This window comes from Rathayibacter sp. AY1A5, from assembly GCF_002930875.1.
In the GTDB taxonomy this organism is placed as follows: domain Bacteria; phylum Actinomycetota; class Actinomycetes; order Actinomycetales; family Microbacteriaceae; genus Rathayibacter.
Window position 1 is genome coordinate 143,276 of record NZ_PSTM01000006.1, and the last position, 19,976, is coordinate 163,251.

Genomic DNA, 19,976 nt, shown 5'->3' on the forward strand with positions numbered 1-19,976 from the left:
AGGGGGCGCGCGGCGCGTCGGTGGGGACGCGCCCGAGCCGCGCTAGGAGGACTTCCGCCAGCGGATCCCGGCGGCGATGAAGCCGTCCAGATCGCCGTCGAACACGTGCGAGGGGTTGCCGACCTCGTGGTCGGTGCGCAGGTCCTTCACCATCTGGTACGGAGCGAGGACGTAGCTGCGCATCTGGTCGCCCCAGCTCGCGGTGATGGTGCCGGCGAGCTCCTTCTTGGTGGCCGCCTCCTGCTCCTTCTGCAGCAGCAGGAGCCGCGACTGGAGCACGCGCATCGCCGCGGCGCGGTTCTGGATCTGGCTCTTCTCGTTCTGCATCGACACGACGGTGCCGGTGGGCAGGTGGGTGAGGCGCACCGCGGAGTCGGTGGTGTTCACCGACTGGCCGCCGGGGCCGGAGGAGCGGAAGACGTCCACGCGGATGTCGTTGTCCGGGATCTCGATCGCCCCGGCCTCCTCCATCAGCGGGATGACCTCGACCGCGGCGAAGGAGGTCTGGCGCTTGCCCGCGGCGCCGAAGGGGCTCATCCGCACGAGGCGGTGGGTTCCGGCCTCGACCGAGAGCGTGCCGAAGGCGTAGGGGGCGTCGATCTGGAAGGTGGCCGACTTGATGCCCGCCTCCTCCGCGTAGCTGGCGTCCATGACGGTCGCCGCGTACTTGTGCTTCTCGGCCCAGCGGAGGTACATGCGCATGAGCATCTCGGCGAAGTCGGAGGCGTCGACGCCGCCCGCTCCCGCGCGGATGGTCACCACGGCGGGGCGGTCGTCGTACTCGCCGTCGAGCAGGGTCTGCACCTCGAGCTCGCCCATGACCTTCTGGAGGGAGGAGAGCTCGGCGATCGCCTCCTGCTCGGACTCGGCGTCCTCGGCCTCGTTCGCCATCTCGACGAGCACCTCGAGGTCGTCCAGGCGCCGGTCGATCGCGGTGATCCGCGCGAGCTCGGACTGGCGGTGGCTGAGGGCGCTGGTCACCTTCTGCGCGTTGGCCGTGTCGTCCCACAGGTCGGGGGCGCCGGCCTGCTCGCTGAGCTCGGCGATCTTCGAGCGGAGGCCGTCCACGTCGATGACGGCGCGGATGTCGGCGAAGGTGGAGCGGAGAGCAGTGATCTGCTCGGTGAAGTCGTTGTCCAGCATGGTGCGTCCAGACTACCGGGGGCCGGGGGCCGCCCTCCGGCCCGGGCGTACCCTGGGGACGGTGACCAGCACCGCTCCGCGCCCCTTCCCGGTCGGGCCGCTGCTGCTGTCGACCTTCCTCCCCACCCTCCTCTTCTCCATCGGCGAGGGGGCGATCATCCCCCTCCTGCCGGCCGCGGCCGGCGACCTCGGCGCGACGCTGGCCCTGGCGGGCCTCGTGGCCGGGATGATCATGATCGGCGAGCTGGCGGGCGACATCCCCAGCGGCTGGATCGTCTCGCGGATCGGCGAGCGCGGCGCCATGCTCGGAGCCTCGGCCGCGTCGATCCTCGGGCTCGTGGTGTGCCTGCTCTCGACGTCGTGGGTCGGGCTGACGATCGGCGTCTTCGTGATCGGCCTCGCGACCGCGGTCTTCGCGCTGGCGCGCCACGCGTTCATGACGTCGTTCGTCCCAATCACGCACCGCGCCCGCGCGCTCAGCGCCCTCGCCGGGGCGTTCCGCGCGGGCTGGCTGATCGGCCCGTTCCTGGCGGCCGGGGTGGTGCACCTCACCGGCTCCGTCGAGTCCGTCTTCTGGGTGCACATCGTCTGCTGCATGGCGGCGGTCGTGGTCCTGCTGCTCGTGCCCGACCCCGCGACGGTCCTGCGGCGGGCGCAGGCCGCGGCCGACCGCGCCGCTCCGGAGGACGTGGTCGCCGCGGAGGCGTCCCCGACCGTCCCGGAGTCGCCGCAGTCGCTGCTCGGGACGCTGCGCGAGCACCGCGGGGTCCTCGCTCGGATGGGGACCGGCGCCGCCGTGATCGGGGCGCTGCGGGCGAGCCGGACGCTGATCCTCCCCCTCTGGGCGGTGAGCATCGGGCTCGCCGAGACCGACACCGCGATCATCATCGGCATCGCCGGCGCTCTCGACTTCGCCCTCTTCTACGCCGGCGGCCAGCTGATGGACCGCTTCGGCCGGGGCGCCACCGCGATCCCCTCGATGATCGGCCTCGGGCTCGGCCACCTCGCCCTCGCCGCCTCGGTGCTCGCCCTCGATCCGGTGCCCTGGTTCGTCGCCGTGGCCTGCGTGCTCGCGGCCGCGAACGGCATCGGCTCCGGGATCCTGATGACCATCGGCGCCGATCTCGCGCCTCCCGCCGATCCGGCCCCGTTCCTCGGCGCGTTCCGCTTCACCGGCGACGCGGGCAACGCCGCCGCCCCGATCGTCGTGTCAGCGCTCACCGCTCTGGTCTCCCTCCCCTTCGCCGCCGTCGTGATGGGGGTGCTCGGTCTGGGCGGAGCGGGGGCGCTCGCCCACTGGATACCCCGGTACCTCCCGCGAGCGGCCTCCCGCGGCTGAGGCGCGGGGCCCTCCTCCTACACTGGAGCCCGCACGCGGGAGTGGTGGAATGGCAGACACGCAGGATTTAGGTTCCTGTGCCGAGAGGCGTGAGGGTTCGAGTCCCTCCTTCCGCACGGGATCGGCCGGTACGCTGAGCGCGCTCGCGTGACCGCCGACCGGCCACCGGCCCCCGTCGACTGGAGATCCGTTGAATCACGCCGCCCTCGTCCCCTGGCTCGATCCGGAGACGATCCTGACCTCGTTCGGCCCCTGGGGCGTGCTCGTGGTCTGCCTCATCGTGTTCGCCGAGACCGGACTGCTGATCGGCTTCCTCTTCCCGGGCGACACGCTGCTGATCATCACGGGCCTGCTGGCGCACGAGAACGCGTCGAACGGCGGCCTCGGCGTCCCGATCTGGGTCATCTGCCTGGCCGTCGGGTTCTCGGCCTTCGTCGGCGGCGAGGTCGGCTACCTGATCGGGCACAAGGCCGGCCCGCGCATCTTCGAGCGCAAGGAGTCCGGCTTCTTCAGCATCGAGAACGTGAAGCGGACCAACGCGTTCTTCGAGCGCTTCGGCGGCCTCGCCGTGATCCTCGCGCGCTTCGTGCCGATCGTCCGCACCTTCGCGCCGATCGCGGCCGGCGTGGCCCACATGAACTACCGCAAGTACAGCCTCTACAACCTCATCGGCGCCCTGATCTGGGGCAGCGGGGTCACCCTGATCGGGTGGCTGCTCGCCTTCATCCCGCCGGTCGCCGACTTCGTCTCGCACTACATCGACGTGATCCTGATCGGCGCGGTCGTGCTCGCGCTGGTGCCGACGCTGTTCCACTTCTTCCAGCAGCAGCGCAAGGCGAAGCTCGCCGCCGACCCCGAGACCGACTCGACCGAGTCGGCCGCCTACGTGCTCGACGCCGACACCCTGGACGACAAGCACCCGAAGTCCTGACCTCCGCCTCCGCGAGATGCCACTCCGGCACGCGGCACGTCGACAGGCGTGCACCGGAGTGGCATCCCGCGGTGGGAACCCGCCGGGGTCAGAGCCGGGCGGACAGGGCGGCGAGCTCGGCGCGCAGCGCGGTGAAGGCGCGGGCGCGGTGGCTCCGGGCGTTCTTCTGCTCGGGAGCGAGCTCGGCCGCCGTGAGCGCCCCGGCCTCGGGGACGAACACCGGGTCGTAGCCGTGGCCGTTCGCACCGCGCGGGGCCGTCGCGATCGCGCCGTCCCAGCGGCCCTCGACCACCGTCTCCTGTCCGCCGGGGAGCACGGAGTCCGGCACCACGAGGGCGATGGTGCAGCTGAAGTGCGCACCGCGGTGCTCCGCCTTCACGTCGTGCAGCTGGGCCAGGAGGAGCTCGAGGTTGGCCGTCGCGTCGTGCGCGCGTCCCGACCAGCGGGCCGAGAAGATGCCCGGCGCGCCGCCGAGGACGTCGACGCAGATCCCGGAGTCGTCCGCGAGCGCCACGAGGCCGGTGTGCGCCGCCGCCGCGCGCGCTTTGATCAGCGCGTTCTCGGCGAAGCTCACGCCGTCCTCGACGGGCTCGGGTCCGTCATAGGCGCGGACGCCGACTCCGGGGAGCGCACCGGCCAGCATGGCGCGGAACTCCTCCACCTTGCCCGCGTTGTGGGTGGCGAGGACGAGGTCCAGGCTCACGCTCCGGGCTCCGCGGCGAGCGCTTCGGCCTGGATGCGGGCGAGGTCGGAGGCACCGGCGACCGCGAGGTCGAGCAGGGCGTCGAGCTCGCGGCGGTCGAACGGGGCCCCCTCGGCGGTGCCCTGCACCTCGACGAACAGGCCGCGTCCGGTGACGACGACGTTCATGTCGGTCTCGGCGCGCACGTCCTCGACGTAGGCCAGGTCGAGCATCGGCACGCCGTCGATGATGCCGACGGACACCGCCGAGAGGCTGTCGATCAGCGGCTGCGCCTTCTGCCCCACGTACTTCTTGCCGCGCGCCCACTCGATCGCGTCGGCCATCGCCACGTAGGCGCCGGTGATCGCCGCGGTGCGGGTGCCGCCGTCGGCCTGGAGGACGTCGCAGTCGATCACGAGGGTGTTCTCGCCGAGCGCCTTCGTGTCGACCACCGCGCGCAGGCTCCGGCCGATCAGCCGCGAGATCTCGTGCGTGCGCCCGCCGACCTTCCCCTTGACCGACTCGCGGTCCATGCGGGAGTTGGTGGATCGGGGCAGCATCGCGTACTCGGCGGTGACCCAGCCCTTGCCCTTGCCCTGCAGCCAGCGCGGCACGCCGTTCGTGAAGGAGGCGGTGCAGAGCACCCTGGTGTTCCCGAACGAGACGAGCGCGGAGCCCTCCGCCTGGGTGCTCCAGCCGCGCTCGATCGTCACGGTGCGCAGCTCGTCGGGCGCCCGCCCGTCCTTGCGCGCGGCCTTCGATGCGGTGCTGTCGGTCACTCGGGTCTCCCTCGATCGTGCGGGAGCGCGGCCCGGTCGAGCTCGCGCAGGTTGATGGTGCCGGTCTCGACGAGGTCGACGCTCGAGACCTCCGGACCGAGGAAGCGGCGGGCGAGGCGGACGAAGTCGCTCGAGCCCGTCTCCTCCCACCGGTAGGTCGGAGGCGCGGCGGAGGTGCGCTGCAGGCCGTGCGCCACGAGGGTCCGGTAGACGTCGAGCGCGGTCTCCTCTGCGCTCGAGACGAGGCGGACGTCCGGCCCCATCACGTACGCGATGGCACCGCGCAGCAGCGGGTAGTGCGTGCAGCCGAGGACGAGCGTGTCGACCCCCGCGGCCTTGAGCGGCGCGAGGTACTCCTCCGCCACCGCGAGCAGCTCGTCGCTCCAGGTGACGCCCGCCTCGACGAACTCGACGAAGCGCGGGCAGGCGGCGGTGAACAGCTGCAGGTCGGGCGCGGCCACGAAGGCGTCGTCGTAGGCGCGGGAGCGGATCGTCCCGACCGTGCCGATCACCCCGACGCGGCGGTTGCGGGTGTCGCGGACAGCGCTGCGGACGGCGGGCTGGATGACCTCGATCACCGGGATGCCGCGGCCGAGCGTGTAGCGCTCGCGGGCGTCGCGCATCATCGCGGCCGAGGCGGTGTTGCAGGCGATGACGAGCAGCTTGGCGCCCTGGTCGACCAGCGTGTCGAGGGTGTCGAGGGCGTAGGCGCGGACGTCGGCGAGCGGCTTGGGACCGTAGGGCGAGTGCGCGGTGTCGCCGAGGTAGACGATCGACTCGTTCTGCAGCTGGTCGATCACGGAGCGGGCGACGGTGAGCCCGCCGACTCCGGAGTCGAAGATGCCCAGCGGTGCGTCCGTCACGGAGGAACAGCCTACCCGCGCCCTGCGGCCCGGTCCCGGCCGCACGCCGTTCCCGGGCCCGGCGGCGTGCGCAAGCCCCGGCACCCGCGCCTGGGCGCGCGGGGGCGGCCGTGGAACACTGAGCGGATGGACTCCACGGCCTTCCTCACCGACCGGTACGAGCTCACGATGGTCGAGGGCGCCCTCGGCAGCGGCACCGCCGATCGCCGCTGCATGTTCGAGGTGTTCGCCCGGAGCCTCCCGCCGGGACGCCGCTACGGCGTGCTCGCGGGCACCGGCCGGCTCCTCGAGCTGATCTCGCGCTTCCGCTTCGGCGACGACGAGCTGTCCTGGCTCCGCGACAACCGCGTGGTCGACTCCCGCACGCTGGACTGGCTCGCCGACTACCGCTTCCGGGGCTACGTCTGGGGCTACCGCGAGGGCGAGGTCTACCTCCCGGGCTCCCCCGTGCTCATCGTCGAGGCGCCCTTCGCCGACGGCGTGCTGCTGGAGACCCTGGTGCTCAGCGTCCTCAACCACGACAGCGCCGTGGCGAGCGCCGCCGCGCGGATGGTCTCGGCCGCCGACGGGCGACCGCTCGCCGAGATGGGCTCGCGCCGCGCCGGCGAGCGGTCCGCCGTCGCCGCGGCTCGCGCCGCCTACATCGCCGGATTCGGCGCCTCCTCGAACCTGGAGGCGGGCCGCAGCTTCGGCGTGCCCACGATGGGCACCTCCGCGCACTCCTTCACCCTCCTCCACGACTCGGAGGAGGAGGCGTTCCGCGCGCAGGTCGCCGCGCTCGGCCCCGGCACGACCCTCCTGGTGGACACCTACGACGTGACAGCCGCCGTCGACCTGGCGGTCCGCGTCGCCGGCACCGGCCTCGGCGCTGTGCGCATCGACTCCGGCGACCTCCCCCAGCAGGTGGCCGCCGTCCGGCAGCAGCTGGACGCGCTCGGCGCGACCGGCACGCGCATCACCGTCACCAACGACCTCGACGAGTACGGGATCGCCGCGCTCGCGGCCTCACCGGTCGACTCCTACGGCGTCGGCACCTCGGTGGCGACGGGCTCGGGCCACCCGACGGCGGGCATGGTCTACAAGCTGGTCGCGCACGAGGACGACGCGGGCGAGTGGGTCGCGGTGGCGAAGAAGTCGGTCTCGAAGGCGTCGATCGGCGGACGGAAGGCCGCCGGCCGTCTGCTCTCCGACGACGGGATCGCCGAGGCCGAGGTCGTGCACGTGGGCGCCGGCCCCGAGGGCGCCGTCGGCGAGGGCGAGCGGGCGCTGCTCGTCCCCCTGATCGAGGACGGGACGATCCGTCCCGAGCACCTCGGCATCGAGGGAGTGGCGGCCGCCCGCGCGCACCACGCGAACGCGGTCCTCGAGCTGCCGATCGACGCGCTCCGGCTCGGCCGCGGCGAGCCCGTCCTCCCGACCCGCTACGAGTGAGCGGGGCGGGAGCTCACTTCATCTTCGCGTAGATCTCCTTGCAGGCCGGGCACACCGGGAACTTCTCCGGGTCGCGGCCCGGGAGCCACTTCTTGCCGCAGAGCGCGCGGACCGGCTTGCCGGTGATGGCGCTCTCGAGGATCTTGTCCTTCGGCACGTAGTGGGAGAAGCGCTCGTGGTCGCCCGGCTCGATGGACTCCTGGTTGAGGAGCTCCTCGAGCTCGCGGTCGAGCGTGGCGGTTCCTCCGCCTCCCTCGAGGGGGTCGGTGCTGCTGTTCTGGACACGCGGAATCATGCCGACGATCCTACGCGCGGAGCCCGGGCCCGCGGCCGTGCGCTCCGGATCGGGCGGCGCTAGTAGCGGCTGGTGAACGCGACCAGCTCGGTCGCGCGGCGCTCGAACAGCCGGCCGCCGAGGAGCACGCCGAGGGCGAAGACGACCACGGCGCTGCCGAAGCCGACGAGCACGGCGTCACCCGCCGCCTCCGGGTCGACGAACAGGGCCCGGACGCCGAGCACCACGGCCGGAGCCGAGAGGAGCAGCCCCAGGCCGAACGCGAGGGACTGCGGACCGGCGCCACTGGCTCCGGGGGCCTGGGGCTGCGTGAACGCGCTGTCGCCCGGGCGCGGGGCCGGATAGGCGAGCCGTGCCGAGACGGCGCTGGCGACGCCGGCGGGGACGAGCAGGAGGCAGGTGTTCACCGCGAGCACGACGGGCAGCGCATCGGGGAGCCCCGAGGTCGCGCTGCTGATCAGCGAGCCGAGCACGACGACCGGCACGCCGAGCAGGAGGGTCGGGAAGGCGCGGCCGAGCCGGTCCGACCAGCCGCGGACGCCCGCGGCCACGTGGAGCCAGAACGCCGATCCGTCGTAGGCGACGTCGTTGTGCAGGAACCAGCCGAGGAACAGCGCGATCAGCGGGACCGGGAGCAGCGAGAGCAGCGGGAAGGGGACGCCGACGACCGCGAGCAGCAGCAGGGCTGCGACCGGCAGCACCGGCACGGCGACGAGCGACGCCTGGTAGCGCGGATCCCGGAGCCAGTAGGTGATGCTGCGCGCCGCGATCGCGCCGGTCCGGGTCGAGCCGAGGACGTCGAACCAGCCCAGCCGGAGGCCGCGCGGCGGCCGGTGCGTGCGCTCGGGGCGCTCCGTCAGCAGGCGGACGACGAGCCACCAGAGCGCGCCCGCCGCGACGAGCGTCGCCAGGGCCAGCAGGAGCGGGCCGAGCGCGTCGCCGGTCCGGGCGGCCGGGGCGATCATCCACGCCGCGCCGAACGGAGTGGCCCCCATCGCCGCGCCCCAGCGCTCGAGCACCGGGGTGTCCCCCGTGTCGACCAGCGCGGCGGCGCCGAGGGCTGCGGGACCGCCGAGCATCAGCACCAGGCCGAGGACGGCCAGCAGCTCGCGGGCGGTCCGGGAGGGGACGAGGGCGGCGGAGGCGGCGAGGCCGATCCGCGCGAACAGCGAGGCCGTCGCCACCGCGAGGAGCGGGCCGACCACGGCGAGGGCGCCTGCGCCCGGGACGAGCGGCGCGCTCGCGAGCCCGACCACCAGCAGGGCGAGCGTGGGGACCGAGACGAGGCCGGCCAGGGCGAGCGCCCCGGCGAGGCGGAGCGGCGGAAGGCCGAAGAGGCGGAACGCGCGCGGATCCATCGGGTCGAGCGGGCCGAGCAGGAAGGGCAGCACCAGGAAGCCGACGGAGACGAGGCCGCCGGCGGTCACGAGAGCGCCCGCCGCCGCGTCCGAGGAGCGCAGAGCGCCGATCGCCGCGATCAGCAGGGCCGTCACCGCGACGACCACGAGCACGCCCAGGACGGCGCCGGCCGAGCGCGCGGGCCCGGAGCGGAACGCGCCCAGGAGGACGTCGACCCTCAGCCGGAGAAGTCGTGCAGCCACTGCAGCCCCTCGGCGATCTGCTTGCCGCCCGCGAGCTCGAGGAAGCGCTCCTCCAGCGTCGCGGTGCCGGCGACCTCCGCGACCGTCCCGGAGGCGAGCACGCGCCCGCCGACGATCACGGCCACGTCGTCGCAGACGCGCTCGATGAAGTCGAGCCCGTGGCTGGAGAGGACGACGGTGCCGCCGCCCTCGACGAAGCGGCGCAGCACGGTGATCACGGCGGCCGAGGAGACCGGGTCCACCGACTCGAACGGCTCGTCGAGGACCAGCACGCGCGGGGCGTGGATCATCGCCGCCGCGAGGGCGACCTTCTTCGCCATCCCCGCGGAGTAGTCCGAGATCAGGCGCTCCAGCGCGTCGGAGAGGCCGAGCGCCTCGGCCAGCTCGACCGTGCGCTGCTTCGCCGTGGCGAGGTCGATGCCGCGCAGCGCGGCGGAGTAGGCGAGGAACTGGGCGCCGGTGAGCCGGTCGAACAGCCGGAGGCGGTCGGGCAGGACCCCGATCAGCGGCTTCGCGGCCGACGGGTCCTTCCAGACGTCGACGCCGTGCACGAGGACGCGGCCGGTGTCGGGTCGCAGGAGGCCCGTCATCATCGAGAGCGTGGTGGTCTTGCCCGCGCCGTTCGGGCCGATGATCCCGTAGAAGGTCCCCGCGCGGACGGCCAGGTCGATGCGGTCGACCGCCACCGTCCTCCCGAAGGTCCGGGTCAGCTGGTGCAGCTTGAAGACGACGGGCGAGGCGCCGTCCGGATCCGCGGCACCCTCAGCGGGCTCGGCGTTCGTCACGGACGTCATCCGGCTACGGTACCAACTCGCCCGCGGGCCCCCGGCGCCCGCGCCGACACCCGGCGACACGGCGAGAGGTCAACCACCCTGGCCCCGGGGGGCGTGAACTGTACACTAGGTCTCTACCCGAGGAGTCGACCAGATCGAGACGCAGCGGTTAATTCGAGGAGAACACACGATGATGCACACAGGTTCGACGAGCAGCAGCCCTGCCACCGTCGTCATCCTCGCCGCAGGGATGGGCAGCCGGCTCGGCCGCTCCCTCCCCAAGCCGCTCACGCCGCTCAGCGACGGGCGCACGATCATGCAGCAGCAGTTCGACAACATCCACCACGCCTTCGGCACGAAGGTCCCGGTGAGCATCGTCGTCGGCTACAAGCTCGAGCACATCATCGAGGCCTTCCCCTCGGCGACGTTCGTCTACAACGAGCAGTACGACCAGACCAACACCTCCAAGAGCCTCCTCCGCGCGCTGCAGGCGAGCGGGCAGGGCGGCGTGCTGTGGATGAACGGCGACGTCGTCTTCGACCCGCGCATCCTCGACCGGGCGGCCGCGCTGATCGCGAAGGACGTCTCCTTCGTCACCGTCAACACCTCGAAGGTGTCGGACGAGGAGGTCAAGTACACGACGAGCGCCGAGGGCTTCATCCAGGAGCTCTCCAAGACGGTGCGCGGCGGCCTCGGCGAGGCGGTCGGGATCAACTACGTGTCCGCCTCCGACAAGGCCGCGCTGGTGCGCCAGCTCGCCCGGGTCGACGCCCAGGACTACTTCGAGCGTGGCATAGAGTTGGCGATCGAGCAGGACCGCCTGCTCGTCGAGCCGATGGACATCTCCGACCTCTACGCCGTCGAGGTGGACTTCGCCGAGGACCTCGAGCGCGCGAACCTCTTCGTCTGACGCTCCCGGCTCCTCCCCCGGCTCGAGCGGAGCCGACGGGAGGAGTCGCGCAGTGAGCACGGCCGACACCCTCGCGACCGAGACGGCGCTGCGCCACCGGCGCTCCCGGGCCTGGCGCTACCGCCACTCCCTCTGGCTGCTCACCAGGCGCGACCTCACCGTCCGGTACGCCACGAGCGCGCTCGGCTACGTCTGGTCGGTGCTCGACCCGCTCGTCATGTCGGGCATCTACTTCTTCGTCTTCACCGTCGTCTTCCAACGGACCGTCGGCGAGGACCCGTACATCGTCTTCCTGCTCGCGGGCCTGCTGCCGTGGATGTGGTTCAACCAGGCGACGTCCGACGCGACCCGCGCGTTCCTCCGCGAGGCGAAGCTGGTGCGGTCGACGTCGATCCCGCGGACCATCTGGGTCGGGCGGATCGTGCTCTCGAAGGGCATCGAGTTCGTGGCGAGCCTGCCGGTGCTGGTGCTCTTCGCCGTGATCGCCGGCGCGCACCTGACCTGGGCGGCGCTGCTGTTCCCCGTGGCGATCCTGCTGCAGGCGGTGCTCACGCTCGGCGTGGGTCTGCTGGTGGCCCCGCTCGTGGTGTTCTTCCGCGATCTGGAGCGGGCCGTGAAGCTCGTGCTCCGGTTCCTCTTCTACGCGTCGCCGATCATCTACTCCACGGCCAACCTGCCGGAGCAGATCCGGCCGCTCGCGGCGCTCAACCCGCTCAGCGGGATCTTCGCCCTCTACCGCTCCGCGTTCTTCGAGAGCGAGCTCGACGTCCCGCTCATCCTCGCCTCCGCGGGCATCTCGGTGCTCGTGCTGGCGCTGGGCCTCGTCGTCTTCCGCCGCTCCGAGCGCGCGGTGCTGAAGGAGCTGTGATGGCCGACGCCCCGGTGGTCATCGAGTGCCGCGGCCTCGGGATCCGCTTCCGCCGCAACCGGCGGGGCCGCCGCTCCTTCAAGGACCTCTTCGCCGGCCGCTCCCGCCGCTCGCGGCCCGGCGAGTTCTGGGCGCTGCGCGGGCTCGACGTGCAGGTGCGGGCGGGCGAGGCCATCGGTGTCGTCGGCCGGAACGGTCAGGGCAAGTCGACGCTGCTCAAGCTCGTCGCCGGCGTGGTGCTGCCGGACGAGGGCGCGGTGGAGGTGCGCGGGGGCGTCGCTCCGCTCATCGAGATCACCGGCGGCTTCGTGGCCGACCTGAGCGTCCGCGAGAACGTCTACCTGACCGCGGGTCTCCACGGGATGTCCAAGCGCGAGGTCGACGCGCGCTTCGACTCGATCATCGAGTTCGCCGAGATCGGCGACTTCCTCGACACCCCCTACAAGCACCTCTCGAGCGGGATGAAGGTGCGCATCGCCTTCTCCGTCGTGTCGCGGCTCGAGGAGCCGATCATCCTGGTGGACGAGGTGCTCGCGGTCGGCGACAGGGCGTTCCGCGAGAAGTGCTACGCGCGGATCGAGGAGCTGCTCGCCTCCGGCCGCACCCTCTTCTTCGTCTCGCACAATGAGCGCGACCTCCGCCGCTTCTGCACGCGCGGCCTCTACCTGGACAAGGGCCGCCTGGTGCTGGACGCGCCGATCGAGGAGGTGCTCGCGCGTTACGCTGAGGACTACGCGCCGACACCGCGGAGCAGCACGGCGCCGGCCGAGGGCCCGCCCGTCCAGGGCACCGTCTCCGACGACTGACCCCTCCCGCACGCGGCGCCCGAGGACGCAGGAGTGCACGACATGGCCCAGAAGGACCGCAAGCGCGAGCGCGCCGTGGAGTGGGCCGGCGAGGTGGAGCAGGCCGACGGCTCCGAGAACGCTCAGCTGGCGAAGCTGCTCGACCGGCTCCTCGCGGTGCAGCGCCCGGCCGTGCTGGCGAACATCCGCCTGCTGCGGCGCCGGCGTCCCGGGGCGACTCCGGAGCAGATCATCACGTCGCTCGAGCGGCAGTACCTCTCGAGCGTGGCCGCGGGAGGCGCGGCGATCGGGGCGACCGCCGTCGTCCCCGGCATCGGCACGGCCGCCTCGGTGGCTCTCTCCGGCGCGGGAGCCGCAGGGTTCCTGGAGGCGAGCGCGCTCTTCGCGCAGTCGGTGACGGAGGTGCACGGGATCCCGCTCGAGGACCCGGACCGCGCGCGGGCCCTCGTGCTCACGCTGATGATGGGCTCCTCCGGCAGCGAGATGGTGCGCCAGGTGGCCGGGCAGGCCGTCGGCGGGGGCAGCGGCCTCAACCAGTACTGGGGCTCCGTGGTCACGAAGGGCCTGCCGTCCTTCCTCGTGGGCGAGCTGGCGGACCGCGCGAAGAAGTCCTTCGCCAAGCACTTCCTCGCCCAGCAGGGCGCGGGCCTGGTCGGCCGGGCGATGCCGTTCGGGATCGGAGCGGCACTGGGCGGCGTCGGCAACGCGATGCTCGGCCGCAAGGTGATCCACAGCGCGCGCGATGCGTTCGGGCCGGCACCGCAGGCGTTCGGCAACACCCTCGTGCTCGAGCCGACCCGCGCCGAGCGGAAGGCGCTGGCCGCCGCGCCGGCCGAGCCGCTGGCGCTGTTCGTCCGCGACTACGGCGGAACGGGCGAGCGGACGGCGCTCCTCCTCCACGGCCTCGGCTCCGACTCCCGGATCTGGTACGCCCTGGTCCCGACGCTGCACGAGCACGGCTACCGCGTGGTGGCCCCCGATCTCGCCGGTCACGGCGGCTCGCCGGCGTCGCCCGTGTACTCGCCGGAGCGCTGGGCGTCGGACGTCCGCGCCTCGGTGCTGCAGACCCCCGATCTCGTCATCGGCCACGGCCTCGGCGCCGTCGTCGCCACCCGGCTCGCCCCGGAGTACGGCGCCGACCGGCTCGTCCTGCTCGACCCCGCGTTCTCGGACGCCCGCGGACTGACGAGCGCGCTCCACCGCGGCGGCTCGGTCGCGCACGTCGAGAAGGGCGACGCCGACTCGCTCCGCCACCGCCACCCGATCTGGACGGACGAGCAGATCGAGCTCGACGTGTCGGCCCACGCGCTCTGGGAGCAGGACTCCGCCGGCGGGCTGACGGCACGGGGTGCGGCCGAGGCCCCCGAGACGTTCCCCGTGCCGACGCTCGCCGTGATGCCTGAGGACCCGCTGGGCCACGGCTCGCTGGGCGGCGTCCTCGCCGGCCGCGGCGTCGAGGTGCGGACCGTGCCGGGGGGCGGGGCCTCGATCCTCCGCGAGGACCGCGCGGCGCTGATCGCGGCGCTGGAGGACCGGATCTAGCTCAGGATCTGCTCCAGCTCAGGGCCTGCTCCGCGCGCGATGGTCCGGAGCCGTCGGAGGCGTTCGGTCAGCGTTCCCGAGGCCGGCGCCCGGGCGCGACGAGCGGCATCCCGAGCACGGTGCGGACGAGTCCGCCGCCGTCGCGGTCCTCGGCGATCACGCGGAGGCCGGTCTTCTCGGCGACGCGCCTCGAGGCGGCGTTGTCCGGGTGCACGAGCGCCACGAGTCGTCCCGCGAGGCGGTGGGCGAGCGCGAGGTCGCGGCAGGCCGCAGCCGCCTCGGTGGCGTAGCCGCGGCCGTGCAGACCGGCCCGCACGTGGTAGCCGACCTCGAGCTCGATCCCGCCGTCGACGCGCTGCCAGGTCAACCCGCAGTCGCCGACGAACTCGCCGTCGAGGGTCTCGACGATCCACAGCCCGAAGCCGTGCTCGCGGTAGTTGCGCCGGTTCCACTCGATCCAGGCGGCTGCCTGCTCGCGGTCCTTCGGCGCGGGGTAGTACCGCATCACGACCGGGTCGCCGAGCAGGTCCGCCATGTCGGGGAGGTCCTCGGCGGTCATCTCACGGAAGCGCAGCCGGGCGGTGGCGGCGGGGATCATCGGGTCGGGCTGCTCGGCCTGCGACTGCGGAGACGGCGACCGGGACCGTCGTCGAGCGCTCGATCCATCCGGCCGCCGCCCCCGGCCCTACTTCTCCGCCTTGGCGGCGGCCTTCGCGGCCTGCTTGGTGGCGCGGACCTTCGTCAGCGACTCCGGAGAGACGATGTCGGCGACCGAGCGGAAGGCGCCCTCCTCTCCGTAGGCGCCCGCGGCCGAGCGCCAGCCCTCCCCCGAGAATCCGCGCTGCTTGCCGAGCAGGGCGAGGAAGATCCGCGCCTTCTGCTCGCCGAAGCCGGGCAGCGCCTTCAGACGCGCGAGGACCGTGCGGCCGTCGGGCTCGTCGCGCGTCCAGACCGCCGCGGCGTCGCCGTCCCAGTCGTCGACCAGAGCGCGGCAGAGGACCTGCACGCGCCCCGCCATGCTCGCCGGGTAGCGGTGGATCGCGGGCGGAGTCCGGCAGAGCTCCGAGAACGCGTCCTCGTCGAAGCCCGCGATCGACGCGGCGTCGAAGGAGGCGCCCTCCGCCTCGAGGCGCTCCTCGATCTTGCGGGGCCCGGAGAAGGCCGTCTCCATCGCGACCTGCTGGTCGAGGAGCATCCCGATCAGCAGCGCCAGCGGGTCGCGGCTGAGCAGCGCGTCGGCGTCGGGATCGTCGGTGATGTGCAGGGCGGAGTCGCGGGTCATCCTCCAGGGATACCACGGACGGCCCCGGCGGCGAGCGCGCGGACGGTCCGGTCGACGAGGTCCAGGGCCGCAGCGAGCTCGAGGTCGCCGACATGGCCGTAGCCGAGGACCAGCGCCTCGGTCGCAGCCCGTCCCGACAGGGCGTACTCGTGCAGAGTGGCGACGAGCAGTCCCTCCCGGAGCAGCGCGGCCGCGACGGCGTGCGCGTCCAGAGGCGCGGGCAGGGAGAGGACGACGTGCAGACCCCCGTCGAGTCCGCTTGCGCGCCCCCACGGCACCGACTCCCCGAATGCGTGGACCAGCTCACGGCGGTGGGCGTAGCGCCGTCTCGAGCGCGTGAGATGCCTCCGGAACGCCCCGCTCGCCATGAACTGCGCGAGCGCCGCCTGCGTCGGACCCGAGGCGGAGGCGTCCTTCTCGTCGTCGAGGCCGGCCAGCGCCCCGCGGAGCCAGGACGCCGGCGGAACGGCCAGGTAGGCGATGCGGAGCCACGGCGAGACGGTCTTCGAGAACGACCCGACATGGGCGACTCCGCCGCCGGAGTCGAGCGAGGCGAGCGCGGGCAGCGGGGCGCCGACGTAGCGGAACTCGCTGTCGTAGTCGTCCTCCACCACGAGCAGGGGGCCGGCCGACGCGCGGCGCACCAGCTCCAGGCGCTCGGCGAGGGCGAGCCTGCCTCCGGTCGGGTACTGGTGCGACGGAGTCACGACGACCACGTCCGCGCCGGAGCTCGCGAGAGCGTCGAGGTCGATGCCGTCGCCGCGCACCGGGACGCCGACGACCTCGTGCCCGTCGGCGCGCAGGCGGCGCCGGACGGCCGGGTAGCCGGGGTCCTCGACGGCGACGCGCACCTCGCGTCCGAGCGAGGCCGAGGCGGCGCGGGCCAGGAGCGCGACGGCGCCCGCGGTGCCGCTGGTCACCACCACGTCCGACGCCTGCACGTCGACGCCGCGGGACCGGCGCAGCTGCTCGGCGATCTGCTCCCGCAGGGCCGGGTCCCCGGAACCCCGAGGAGGCGCCGAGGGCGGCGAGGCGAGCGCCAGGCGCCAGGCGGCCCGCCACTCCGGGGTGTCGAGGGCGCGGGTGTCCGGCCGGCCCGGCCTCAGGTCCGCCGCGGCGGGCGGGACGACGGTCTCCCGGGACTCCGGCCGCGGCTCCTGCGGCGCCGTCGCCAGCAGTCCGTCGGAGGCGACCGTCACCGCTGCGCGCGGGTGGGCGACGAGGTAGCCCTCCCCCACCAGCTGATCCACCGCGGCGACGACGGAGCCCCGCGAGACGCCGAGCCGCTCGGCGAGCACGCGGCTCGACGGGATCGGATCGCCCGCCCGGTAGCGCCCGTCCAGCACCGCCTGGCGCAGCGCCTCGGCGAGCCCGGCGCGGACCGAGCCGCGCGGCGACGGCCCGAGGAGGAGCGGGATCTCCAGATCGCCCGACGCCATCGACCGCTCCGCTCTGGACCACTCCGATCGCGGCCCAGTGGCATCCTGGCAGATCCAGTCGGCGCGGGACGATTCCGACATGGACAGCCTCCCCGTCACCGACCGCACCCGCGTCTCCCGTCTCCGCGACCGCCAGCGCACCGATCCCGCCGAGCTGCACGCCCTGCTCGACGAGGCGCTCGTCGCCCACGTCGCCGTCGTGCGGGACGGCGCCGCGATCGTGCTGCCGATCCTCTTCGCCCGCGACGGCGACTCCCTCCTGCTGCACGGGTCGAGCGGCGGAGGACTGCTGCGGGAGGCGGCTCGGCACTCGCTCCTCACCGCCTCCGTCACGCTGGTCGACGGGCTGGTCGTCGCCCGCTCCACCTTCGACAGCTCGATGAACTACCGCTCGGCGATGGTGATCGGCCGGGCCGAGGCGCTGGAGGGCGAGGAGAAGGCGCGGGCCCTCGATCTGCTGGTGGCACGCCTCCTCCCGGGGCGCGACGAGGAGGTGCGAGCGAGCACCGCCCGCGAGATCGCGGCCACGCTGGTGCTGCGCCTCCCCCTGGCCGAGGCGAGCCTGAAGGTGCGCGCGCACGGAGCCGGCGACGAGCCGGAGGCCGGGGTCTGGGCGGGCGTCGTGCCGCTGGTCACCCGCACACTCGCGCCGGTGCCGGCGGAGGAGGGCGTCGCGGTCCCGGAGTCGGTCCGCCGCTTCACCGCCGCGGTCGACGGCGCGGTGCCGCCCTGGCGCTGAGCGGACCGGCCGTCGCGGTGCGGTCCGCTACTTGGCGTCCTGACGGGGGAAGACGACCTTCTGCACGACGATGATCACCGAGGCCGCGACCGGGATCGCGACCAGGGCGCCGAGCACGCCCGCGATGGTGCCGCCCGCGACCGCCGCGATCACGACGACCGCACCGGGGACCGAGACGGCCTTGTTCATGATGCGGGGGCTGAGGAGGTACGCCTCGACCTGCATGTAGACGAGGTAGTAGATCGCGGCGACCAGCGCGGTCAGCGGCGAGGCCAGGAGGCAGGCGAGCGAGATGATCACGGCACCCGAGAGAGTGCCGACCAGCGGGATCAGGGAGCCGAGGAACGCGACGCAGGCCAGCAGCGCCGGCACCGGGGCGCCGATCGAGAGCAGCAGGATGAACGTGAGCACGCCGTTCACGCCGGCGAGCGAGACCTGGCCGACCACGTAGCGGCCCACGGCGCCGGTGATCTCGTCGCCGACCTCGTGCGCCTTCGCGCGGTGCGAGGCGGGGGCGAAGCGGTAGGCGACGGCCTTCATCGAGCGCAGCGACGCGAGGAAGTACAGCGTCAGGATCAGCACGATGACGGCGCCGGTCACGCCGCTGGCGATCCCGGTCCCGACCGCGATCAGTCCGCCGCCGAGCGAGAGCAGGTTGTTGGGGTTGCCGATGAAGCTCTGGACGCTCTCGATCAGCTCGTCGATGTCGATCACGCCGCGCAGCTGCTGCTCGAGGTCGAGCACCCACTGCTGCGAGGCGATGTCGGTGACGATCTGCGGGGCGCTCGTGACGAAGATCGTCAGCTGCTCGACCAGGATCGGGATGATGTAGACCAGCAGGCCGGCGAAGATCAGCACCACCGCGGCGAATACCGCTGTGATCGCGAGCGGCCTCGGCAGGCGCTTGCTCTCGAGCCAGGAGACCAGCGGATCGAGGCCGAGCGCGAAGAACAGCGCCACGAAGATGTAGGTCAGCACCGTGCCCAGCTGCACGACGAGGCCGCCCAGGACGAGCGCCACCAGCACGCCGAGCGCGCCGAACAGGCCGATGCGGAAGGAGCGGATCGTGAAGACCGGCTTCTCCGGGTCGGCGGAGACCACGATGTCCGGCTCGACCGCGGGCTGGGCGGGTGCCGACCGGCGCCGGCGGGAGCGGGCGAAGGCGCGCGGGGTCATCATGGGACGAGCGTAGCGGGGCGCCGGGAGGCCGCCCGGCGACCGGCCCACCCTTGACGCGGCCGTCCGAGCGGTGCTCCCGCCCGCTCAGCCCTCCGGATCGTGGTCGTCGACCGCGCCGTCGCCCCGGTGCAGAGCGGCGTGCCGCTCCCACTCGGTGAGCAGGTGCTCGATCGCCTCGTGGAAGCGCCGCGTGGCCGCTCCGGGCGACGTGTCGCCGAAGTAGCGGTGCACCCAGCGCTCCAGCCGCTCGACCGACTCCGGATCGTGCTCGGCGCTGTCGATCCGCGCGATGATCGCGGAGGCGTCCTCGGCGTGCAGCCACTCCGCGTCGCCGAGGTAGCCGCTCTCGTCGACCTCGGCCTCGGCGCTGACGGGCCGGGTGACCAGCAGCGGGCGCCCCGTGGCCAGCCGGTCGTAGACCATCGCCGACACGTCGAGGATCGCGAGGTCGGCGGCGGCGAGCTGCCAGCCGAGCTCGGCACCGGTGTCGTGCACGTGACCGGCGCGCGGATCGGCCGCGTTGGCGGCGGCGATCATCGCGACGATCGCCCGGTCGGCCGCGGCGTAGTCGGAGTCGACCGCGCCGCTGCGGGGATGCGGGCGGTAGACGAGCCGGAACCGCGGGTCGGCCAGGAGCCCGCGCACGAGGGCCGTGCCGTGGCTCCGGATCGAGCCGTAGCCCGCGGCGGGGCGGTCGCCCTCCCAGGTCGGCGCGTAGAGCACCACGCGGCGCTCGTCGGGCGTGAACGGCACGGCGCCGGCGAAGTGGTCCGCCTGAGGACGGCCGATGGCGAGGGCGCGCCTGTCGAAGTCGTAGTCCCAGAGCACGCGGCGCAGCCGGGCCAGGGCGGCGTCCCCGGCGATCATGCTGTAGTCGTACGCCTTGAACTGGTTCGTCGTCATGTACATCTTGTCGCTCTCGCCGTGATTGACGAAGACGTGCCAGCGGCGCCCGTAGCGCATCATCTGGAAGTTGCGGGCGTTCTGGTTGACGTAGAGCACGATCCGCAGCGGCTGGCTCGCGATGGTGCTCTCGAGGTCGGCGACGGAGCGGACGTAGGCGACGGGGACCGGGCTCTCGCGCAGCAGCACCTCCGCGGCGCCGGCGTTGCGGCTGAGGAGCACGACCGGATGCGTCTCCGCCAGCTCGGCCAGCGGCCGGTACCACTGCCGCAGCTGGTACAGGTTGATGTCGCCGTCGGCGAAGTAGACGCCGATCTCGAACCGGCCCTCGGGCAGCGGCCCGCGCTCCGCGAGCAGCCGGGTCACCGCGTGGCGGGCCCGGCGGGCCGCGAGAAGCTCGCCGCCCACCTTGCGCGCGAGTCGCGCGTCGGTGCGGAGGCGGGCGAGGAGGGCGCAGGGAGCGGGAGTCAT

The 19,976-nt window shown here is 73.3% G+C and carries 20 protein-coding genes and 1 tRNA gene; 9 read left to right on the plus strand and 12 right to left on the minus strand.

The annotated features are described in order from the left end of the window. Nucleotides 1–42: 42 nt before the first annotated feature. Nucleotides 43–1,143, minus strand: a complete 1,101-nt coding sequence (gene prfB / locus C5B98_RS06015) for a peptide chain release factor 2 (RefSeq protein WP_104226967.1) — start codon at nucleotides 1,141–1,143, stop codon at nucleotides 43–45. A 61-nt stretch (nucleotides 1,144–1,204) separates the two neighbouring features. Between prfB and C5B98_RS06020 the strand changes: the two genes are divergently transcribed. The 3 genes from C5B98_RS06020 to C5B98_RS06030 all read left to right on the plus strand — a co-directional run bounded on the left by C5B98_RS06020 (nucleotide 1,205) and on the right by C5B98_RS06030 (nucleotide 3,413). Beyond that, complete coding sequence (locus C5B98_RS06020) at nucleotides 1,205–2,482, plus strand: MFS transporter (protein ID WP_258063447.1); 1,278 nt, start codon at nucleotides 1,205–1,207, stop codon at nucleotides 2,480–2,482. 35 nt (nucleotides 2,483–2,517) lie between these two features. After that, a tRNA-Leu gene (locus tag C5B98_RS06025) sits at nucleotides 2,518–2,598 on the plus strand. A 74-nt stretch (nucleotides 2,599–2,672) separates the two neighbouring features. Beyond that, the gene (locus tag C5B98_RS06030; protein WP_104223563.1) at nucleotides 2,673–3,413 is read left to right on the plus strand and encodes a DedA family protein; all 741 of its coding nucleotides are present in this window, start codon (nucleotides 2,673–2,675) and stop codon (nucleotides 3,411–3,413) included. Between the two features lie 88 nt (nucleotides 3,414–3,501). Here the strand turns inward: C5B98_RS06030 and rdgB are convergent, their stop codons facing one another. Genes rdgB through murI form a run of 3 tightly spaced genes read right to left on the minus strand, consistent with a single transcriptional unit; the run spans nucleotide 3,502 to nucleotide 5,737 of the window. Further along, entirely contained in the window at nucleotides 3,502–4,116 is a 615-nt protein-coding gene (gene rdgB, locus C5B98_RS06035; RefSeq protein WP_104223564.1) for an RdgB/HAM1 family non-canonical purine NTP pyrophosphatase, read from the minus strand. After that, complete coding sequence (gene rph / locus C5B98_RS06040; RefSeq protein WP_104233199.1) at nucleotides 4,113–4,874, minus strand: ribonuclease PH; 762 nt, start codon at nucleotides 4,872–4,874, stop codon at nucleotides 4,113–4,115. The genes rdgB and rph overlap by 4 nt, the downstream gene beginning before the upstream one ends. Continuing rightward, a complete protein-coding gene (murI, locus tag C5B98_RS06045; RefSeq protein ID WP_104223566.1) occupies nucleotides 4,871–5,737 on the minus strand; it encodes a glutamate racemase in 867 nt (288 codons plus the stop codon). Before murI ends, rph begins: the two co-directional genes overlap by 4 nt. A gap of 126 nt (nucleotides 5,738–5,863) precedes the next feature. Here murI and C5B98_RS06050 point away from each other — a divergent pair, with 126 nt between their 5' ends. After that, nucleotides 5,864–7,168, plus strand: a complete 1,305-nt coding sequence (locus tag C5B98_RS06050; RefSeq protein WP_104327456.1) for a nicotinate phosphoribosyltransferase — start codon at nucleotides 5,864–5,866, stop codon at nucleotides 7,166–7,168. A 13-nt stretch (nucleotides 7,169–7,181) separates the two neighbouring features. Here the strand turns inward: C5B98_RS06050 and C5B98_RS06055 are convergent, their stop codons facing one another. The 3 genes from C5B98_RS06055 to C5B98_RS06065 are packed head-to-tail and all read right to left on the minus strand — an operon-like array spanning nucleotide 7,182 to nucleotide 9,858. Further along, a complete protein-coding gene (locus C5B98_RS06055; RefSeq protein WP_104223568.1) occupies nucleotides 7,182–7,463 on the minus strand; it encodes a DUF3039 domain-containing protein in 282 nt (93 codons plus the stop codon). A 59-nt stretch (nucleotides 7,464–7,522) separates the two neighbouring features. Further along, nucleotides 7,523–9,064, minus strand: a complete 1,542-nt coding sequence (locus C5B98_RS06060) for an ABC transporter permease (RefSeq protein WP_104327457.1) — start codon at nucleotides 9,062–9,064, stop codon at nucleotides 7,523–7,525. Beyond that, complete coding sequence (locus C5B98_RS06065) at nucleotides 9,040–9,858, minus strand: ABC transporter ATP-binding protein (RefSeq protein ID WP_104327458.1); 819 nt, start codon at nucleotides 9,856–9,858, stop codon at nucleotides 9,040–9,042. Before C5B98_RS06065 ends, C5B98_RS06060 begins: the two co-directional genes overlap by 25 nt. A gap of 172 nt (nucleotides 9,859–10,030) precedes the next feature. Here C5B98_RS06065 and C5B98_RS06070 point away from each other — a divergent pair, with 172 nt between their 5' ends. From C5B98_RS06070 to C5B98_RS06085, 4 genes are read left to right on the plus strand one after another with little or no spacing between them, the layout of a single operon-like run. Then, entirely contained in the window at nucleotides 10,031–10,747 is a 717-nt protein-coding gene (locus C5B98_RS06070) for an NTP transferase domain-containing protein (protein WP_104226983.1), read from the plus strand. Between the two features lie 52 nt (nucleotides 10,748–10,799). Further along, nucleotides 10,800–11,615, plus strand: a complete 816-nt coding sequence (locus C5B98_RS06075) for an ABC transporter permease (RefSeq protein ID WP_374953048.1) — start codon at nucleotides 10,800–10,802, stop codon at nucleotides 11,613–11,615. After that, nucleotides 11,615–12,421: an ABC transporter ATP-binding protein gene (locus tag C5B98_RS06080; RefSeq protein ID WP_104223571.1), complete on the plus strand. Its 807-nt coding sequence runs from the start codon at nucleotides 11,615–11,617 to the stop codon at nucleotides 12,419–12,421. The genes C5B98_RS06075 and C5B98_RS06080 overlap by 1 nt, the downstream gene beginning before the upstream one ends. A gap of 42 nt (nucleotides 12,422–12,463) precedes the next feature. Next, the gene (locus C5B98_RS06085) at nucleotides 12,464–13,963 is read left to right on the plus strand and encodes an alpha/beta fold hydrolase (protein ID WP_104327459.1); all 1,500 of its coding nucleotides are present in this window, start codon (nucleotides 12,464–12,466) and stop codon (nucleotides 13,961–13,963) included. A 67-nt stretch (nucleotides 13,964–14,030) separates the two neighbouring features. On the opposite strand, the gene C5B98_RS06090 is transcribed toward C5B98_RS06085, so the two are convergent. The 3 genes from C5B98_RS06090 to C5B98_RS06100 all read right to left on the minus strand — a co-directional run bounded on the left by C5B98_RS06090 (nucleotide 14,031) and on the right by C5B98_RS06100 (nucleotide 16,684). Further along, the gene (locus C5B98_RS06090) at nucleotides 14,031–14,561 is read right to left on the minus strand and encodes a GNAT family N-acetyltransferase (protein ID WP_104247834.1); all 531 of its coding nucleotides are present in this window, start codon (nucleotides 14,559–14,561) and stop codon (nucleotides 14,031–14,033) included. An 87-nt stretch (nucleotides 14,562–14,648) separates the two neighbouring features. Next, nucleotides 14,649–15,245: an HhH-GPD-type base excision DNA repair protein gene (locus C5B98_RS06095; protein ID WP_104223574.1), complete on the minus strand. Its 597-nt coding sequence runs from the start codon at nucleotides 15,243–15,245 to the stop codon at nucleotides 14,649–14,651. Next, entirely contained in the window at nucleotides 15,242–16,684 is a 1,443-nt protein-coding gene (locus C5B98_RS06100) for a PLP-dependent aminotransferase family protein (RefSeq protein ID WP_181065466.1), read from the minus strand. Before C5B98_RS06100 ends, C5B98_RS06095 begins: the two co-directional genes overlap by 4 nt. A gap of 79 nt (nucleotides 16,685–16,763) precedes the next feature. On the opposite strand from C5B98_RS06100, the gene C5B98_RS06105 reads away from it, so the two are divergent. Continuing rightward, a complete protein-coding gene (locus C5B98_RS06105; RefSeq protein WP_104327461.1) occupies nucleotides 16,764–17,423 on the plus strand; it encodes a pyridoxamine 5'-phosphate oxidase family protein in 660 nt (219 codons plus the stop codon). A gap of 27 nt (nucleotides 17,424–17,450) precedes the next feature. Here the strand turns inward: C5B98_RS06105 and C5B98_RS06110 are convergent, their stop codons facing one another. Further along, nucleotides 17,451–18,602, minus strand: coding sequence for an AI-2E family transporter (locus tag C5B98_RS06110; protein WP_258063449.1), 1,152 nt, complete (start codon nucleotides 18,600–18,602; stop codon nucleotides 17,451–17,453). Nucleotides 18,603–18,686: 84 nt separating this feature from the next. Further along, complete coding sequence (locus C5B98_RS06115) at nucleotides 18,687–19,976, minus strand: CDP-glycerol glycerophosphotransferase family protein (RefSeq protein WP_258063450.1); 1,290 nt, start codon at nucleotides 19,974–19,976, stop codon at nucleotides 18,687–18,689.

Coding starts and splice junctions, on each gene's coding strand:
- C5B98_RS06065 (WP_104327458.1), bottom strand. CDS start 9,858: ATGACGTCCGTGACGAACGCCGAGCCCGCTGAGGGTGCCGCGGATCCG.
- C5B98_RS06105 (WP_104327461.1), top strand. CDS start 16,764: ATGGACAGCCTCCCCGTCACCGACCGCACCCGCGTCTCCCGTCTCCGC.
- C5B98_RS06110 (WP_258063449.1), bottom strand. CDS start 18,602: ATGATGACCCCGCGCGCCTTCGCCCGCTCCCGCCGGCGCCGGTCGGCA.
- C5B98_RS06090 (WP_104247834.1), bottom strand. CDS start 14,561: ATGATCCCCGCCGCCACCGCCCGGCTGCGCTTCCGTGAGATGACCGCC.
- C5B98_RS06070 (WP_104226983.1), top strand. CDS start 10,031: ATGCACACAGGTTCGACGAGCAGCAGCCCTGCCACCGTCGTCATCCTC.
- C5B98_RS06085 (WP_104327459.1), top strand. CDS start 12,464: ATGGCCCAGAAGGACCGCAAGCGCGAGCGCGCCGTGGAGTGGGCCGGC.
- C5B98_RS06055 (WP_104223568.1), bottom strand. CDS start 7,463: ATGATTCCGCGTGTCCAGAACAGCAGCACCGACCCCCTCGAGGGAGGC.
- C5B98_RS06115 (WP_258063450.1), bottom strand. CDS start 19,976: ATGACTCCCGCTCCCTGCGCCCTCCTCGCCCGCCTCCGCACCGACGCG.
- C5B98_RS06050 (WP_104327456.1), top strand. CDS start 5,864: ATGGACTCCACGGCCTTCCTCACCGACCGGTACGAGCTCACGATGGTC.
- C5B98_RS06080 (WP_104223571.1), top strand. CDS start 11,615: ATGGCCGACGCCCCGGTGGTCATCGAGTGCCGCGGCCTCGGGATCCGC.
- C5B98_RS06095 (WP_104223574.1), bottom strand. CDS start 15,245: ATGACCCGCGACTCCGCCCTGCACATCACCGACGATCCCGACGCCGAC.
- prfB (WP_104226967.1), bottom strand. CDS start 1,143: ATGCTGGACAACGACTTCACCGAGCAGATCACTGCTCTCCGCTCCACC.
- C5B98_RS06100 (WP_181065466.1), bottom strand. CDS start 16,684: ATGGCGTCGGGCGATCTGGAGATCCCGCTCCTCCTCGGGCCGTCGCCG.